Origin of the sequence: Streptomyces sp. SID11385 (assembly GCF_010548245.1) — a bacterium.
GTDB lineage: Bacteria > Actinomycetota > Actinomycetes > Streptomycetales > Streptomycetaceae > Streptomyces.
The window spans coordinates 1-2,776 of the sequence record NZ_JAAGLR010000856.1 but is presented as its reverse complement, the minus strand read 5'-3'; the positions used below and the strand labels follow the sequence as shown (position 1 = coordinate 2,776).

The following is a 2,776-nucleotide window of genomic DNA, read 5'->3' as shown; positions in this document are numbered from 1 at the left end:
GAGCCCGGCCGCCTCCGCACCCCGCGAGCCGGGCGCGCCGCGCGGCGAGGACCCTTCCACGGCACCGCGCCAGCGCGGCGGGGGCGGCGGGGGCGACGAGGGGAGCGGCGGGAGCGGGACGGTGCGTTCGGGCACGGTGCCCGACCTCGTCAACGGCCTGCGCATCCCCGTGCCGAAGGGCTGGGAGGGCCAGAGCCTCACCACGGGCGCCTCCGTCGACGCCGGCACCTACGCCTGCCCGGTACCGGACCCCTCCGCGGGCGACGAGGACAGCTGCGTGCACGGCGGCATCCAGTCGGTGCCGGCCGCCGCCCTCGGCATCACCGCGAAGACCGCGGAGGAGATCGCGAAGGCGGACATCGCGAAGAACGCCGAGGACTCCTACGGCGGCGGCGCGTACGGGGACATCACCTCGCACAGCGTGGACACGGCGAAGGCGGTGAAGATCGCGGGCAGCGAGGGCTACCTCGTGCGGTGGAAGGTGGTCACGAGCAAGGGCCCCGACGGCTACGCCGAGACCGTCGCCTTCCCCTCCCCCACCACGAAGCAGATGGTCGTGCTGCGCGTCGGGCTCGACATCAGCGACGACGCGCCGAAGCTCTCGGTGCTCGACGAACTGCTCGACGGCATCAAGGCGGGCGAGGCCGCGACGTCGGGCGGCGGCACGGGCGAGAACGCCTGAACCGCGGGCACAAGGGCACGTCTCACGCACGGGCGGCATGCCCCCGTGACGCCAGGAAAAGGGCCCGGTGGCCCTTCCCACCGCTCATTGGGAAGGGCCACCGGGCCCGGGTGCGCCGCCCCCGTCCCCACGGTGCGGCGCGGGCGCGTCGTCGTCCATCATCCGCCGGTACGACGACCGCCGGTCTCTAGGGGCTCTCGCCCGTCTCCCGCTCCCCCGCCGCCTCCGGGGCCTCCAGGCCGAGGACGGGCAGCAGCACCGCGCGCACGAAGCGCTCCATGTACGCGGTGTCCGCGTGCTTGCCGTCGACGAAGGCGCGCATCCGCAGCACCCCGAGGAGCTGCGAGGCGACGTACGGGCGCGCGGGGTGGTCGGCGCGCAGCTCCCCGCGCGCCACTCCGCGGTCGAGCATCGCGCCGATCGCGGCCAGCTCGGGATCGAGGAGCGTCTCGCGCAGGACCTTCTTCAGCTCCGGGTCGTGGAGCGCCGCCTGGGCCATCGCCTGGACGAGCAGCGTGTCGCCGAAGCGGCCGCTGCCCGCCGCGCGCGCGGCGGCGAGCAGGTCGTCCCGCAGGTTGCCGGTGTCGATGCCGCTGAAGCACTCCCTGCTGTGGGCGCGCAGCGCGGCGGCGACGAACTGCTGCTTGGTGCGCCACTGCCGGTAGAGCGTGGACTTGCTGCACCGGGTGCGCAGCGCGATGCCCTCCATCGTCAGCGCGTCGTAGCCGCAGCGCCTGATCTGGTCGAGCACCGCCTCGTAGAACTCCTGCTCACGCTCGGGCGTGAGCTTGGACCGGCGCGAGGCGGCAGGGTTCTCGTCGGTGACTTCGGCGGCTTGGGCGGTCATCGCGCTCTCCTCGTCCTCCGGCGGCGGTCCATGGCTCCACGGCGGTCCGCGGCGGGTCGTGCCGCGGGACGAGCGGCGTATTTCACTCGTCCAGTACGCCAGTGTACCGGTACGCTGGCGTATCGATACGCCACTGTACCGGTACGCCTGTGTACCGATACGAAAGTGTACCGATACGATGTCGTACCGGTACACTGGCGTACCGCTGGGCTCCAGGGGTCATCCCTGCCCCCACCGCACCACCAAGTCGTCACGTCAAAGGGGCCCCGGGCATGAGTACCGCCCGTTCCAGGTCCGCGACACGGGAGCCGGACACCACTGCCCGACCGCCCCTCGTCCGCGAACTGCTGCTCGTCGTCGGACTCTTCCTCATATACAAATTGGGGCGGAAACTGGCGAACGGTCACATTTCGGAGGCTTACCGTAACGCGGATCACATATGGGATCTGGAACGGTATCTCCGCCTGCCGAGCGAGACGGACATCCAGGGGCTGCTGCTGCACAGCGACAGCCTCGTGCACCTCGCGAACACCTATTACGCGACCGTGCACTTCCCGCTCACGCTCGCCTTCCTCGTCTGGCTCTACTGGAAGAAGCCCGCGCACTACGTGTGGTCGCGCCGCGTCCTCGCGGTCGTGACCGGCATCGCGCTCGCCGGGCACCTCCTCTTCCCGCTCGCGCCCCCGCGGATGCTCGCCGCGACCCACCTCATGGACACCGGGCTCGTCTACGGGCCCACGGTCTACGGCTCGACGCCGCAGACCGACTCGGTCTCCAACCAGTTCGCCGCGATGCCCTCCCTGCACTTCGGCTGGGCCCTCATGGTCGCGATCGGCTTCATCGCCGCGGGGCGGCACCGGGCCCGCTGGCTGTGGCTGCTGCACCCCGCGACCACGCTCCTGGTCATCGTCGGCACCGCGAACCACTACTGGATGGACGTGCTCGTCGCCTCCGCCCTCCTCGGCATCGCCCTGCTCGTCGTCCCGCGCCCCTCGGCCCGGCTCTCCCGCCCCCGCCCCGTTCCGCGCCCGCCCCTGCGGCGGCTCCTCCCGCACGGTGCGAGTCGATGACCGCCACCCTCCTCGCGGTCGCGCTCTCGCTGGTCTCGGCCGTCGCCTACGCGGCGGCGGCCGTCGCCCAGGAACGTCTCGCGGCACGGACCGCCGCGCAGGGCCACGGCGGCGGGCTGCGCCTGCTCGCCAACAGCGCGTGGTGGGCGGCGGTCGGGCTCAACGCGGGCGGCGCGC

At 72.5% G+C, this 2,776-nt stretch carries 3 protein-coding genes and 1 pseudogene; 3 read left to right on the top strand and 1 reads right to left on the bottom strand.

Features of this window, described 5'->3' with window-relative positions; translation table 11 throughout:
* Positions 1-682 (top strand): hypothetical protein (locus G3I42_RS26150; protein WP_164289906.1); only part of this gene is annotated, 682 nt, incomplete at its 5' end.
* Between the two features lie 187 nt (positions 683-869).
* Here the strand turns inward: G3I42_RS26150 and G3I42_RS26145 are convergent.
* Positions 870-1,529: a TetR/AcrR family transcriptional regulator gene (locus G3I42_RS26145; protein ID WP_164289904.1), complete on the bottom strand. Its 660-nt coding sequence runs from the start codon at positions 1,527-1,529 to the stop codon at positions 870-872.
* A gap of 272 nt (positions 1,530-1,801) precedes the next feature.
* Here G3I42_RS26145 and G3I42_RS26140 point away from each other — a divergent pair, with 272 nt between their 5' ends.
* Together G3I42_RS26140 and G3I42_RS26135 are read left to right on the top strand one after the other, a co-directional pair.
* The gene (locus G3I42_RS26140) at positions 1,802-2,599 is read left to right on the top strand and encodes a phosphatase PAP2 family protein (protein WP_164289902.1); all 798 of its coding nucleotides are present in this window, start codon (positions 1,802-1,804) and stop codon (positions 2,597-2,599) included.
* Positions 2,596-2,776 (top strand): annotated as a pseudogene (locus G3I42_RS26135) (hypothetical protein); the annotation flags it as partial. The gene G3I42_RS26140 and the pseudogene G3I42_RS26135, both read left to right, overlap by 4 nt.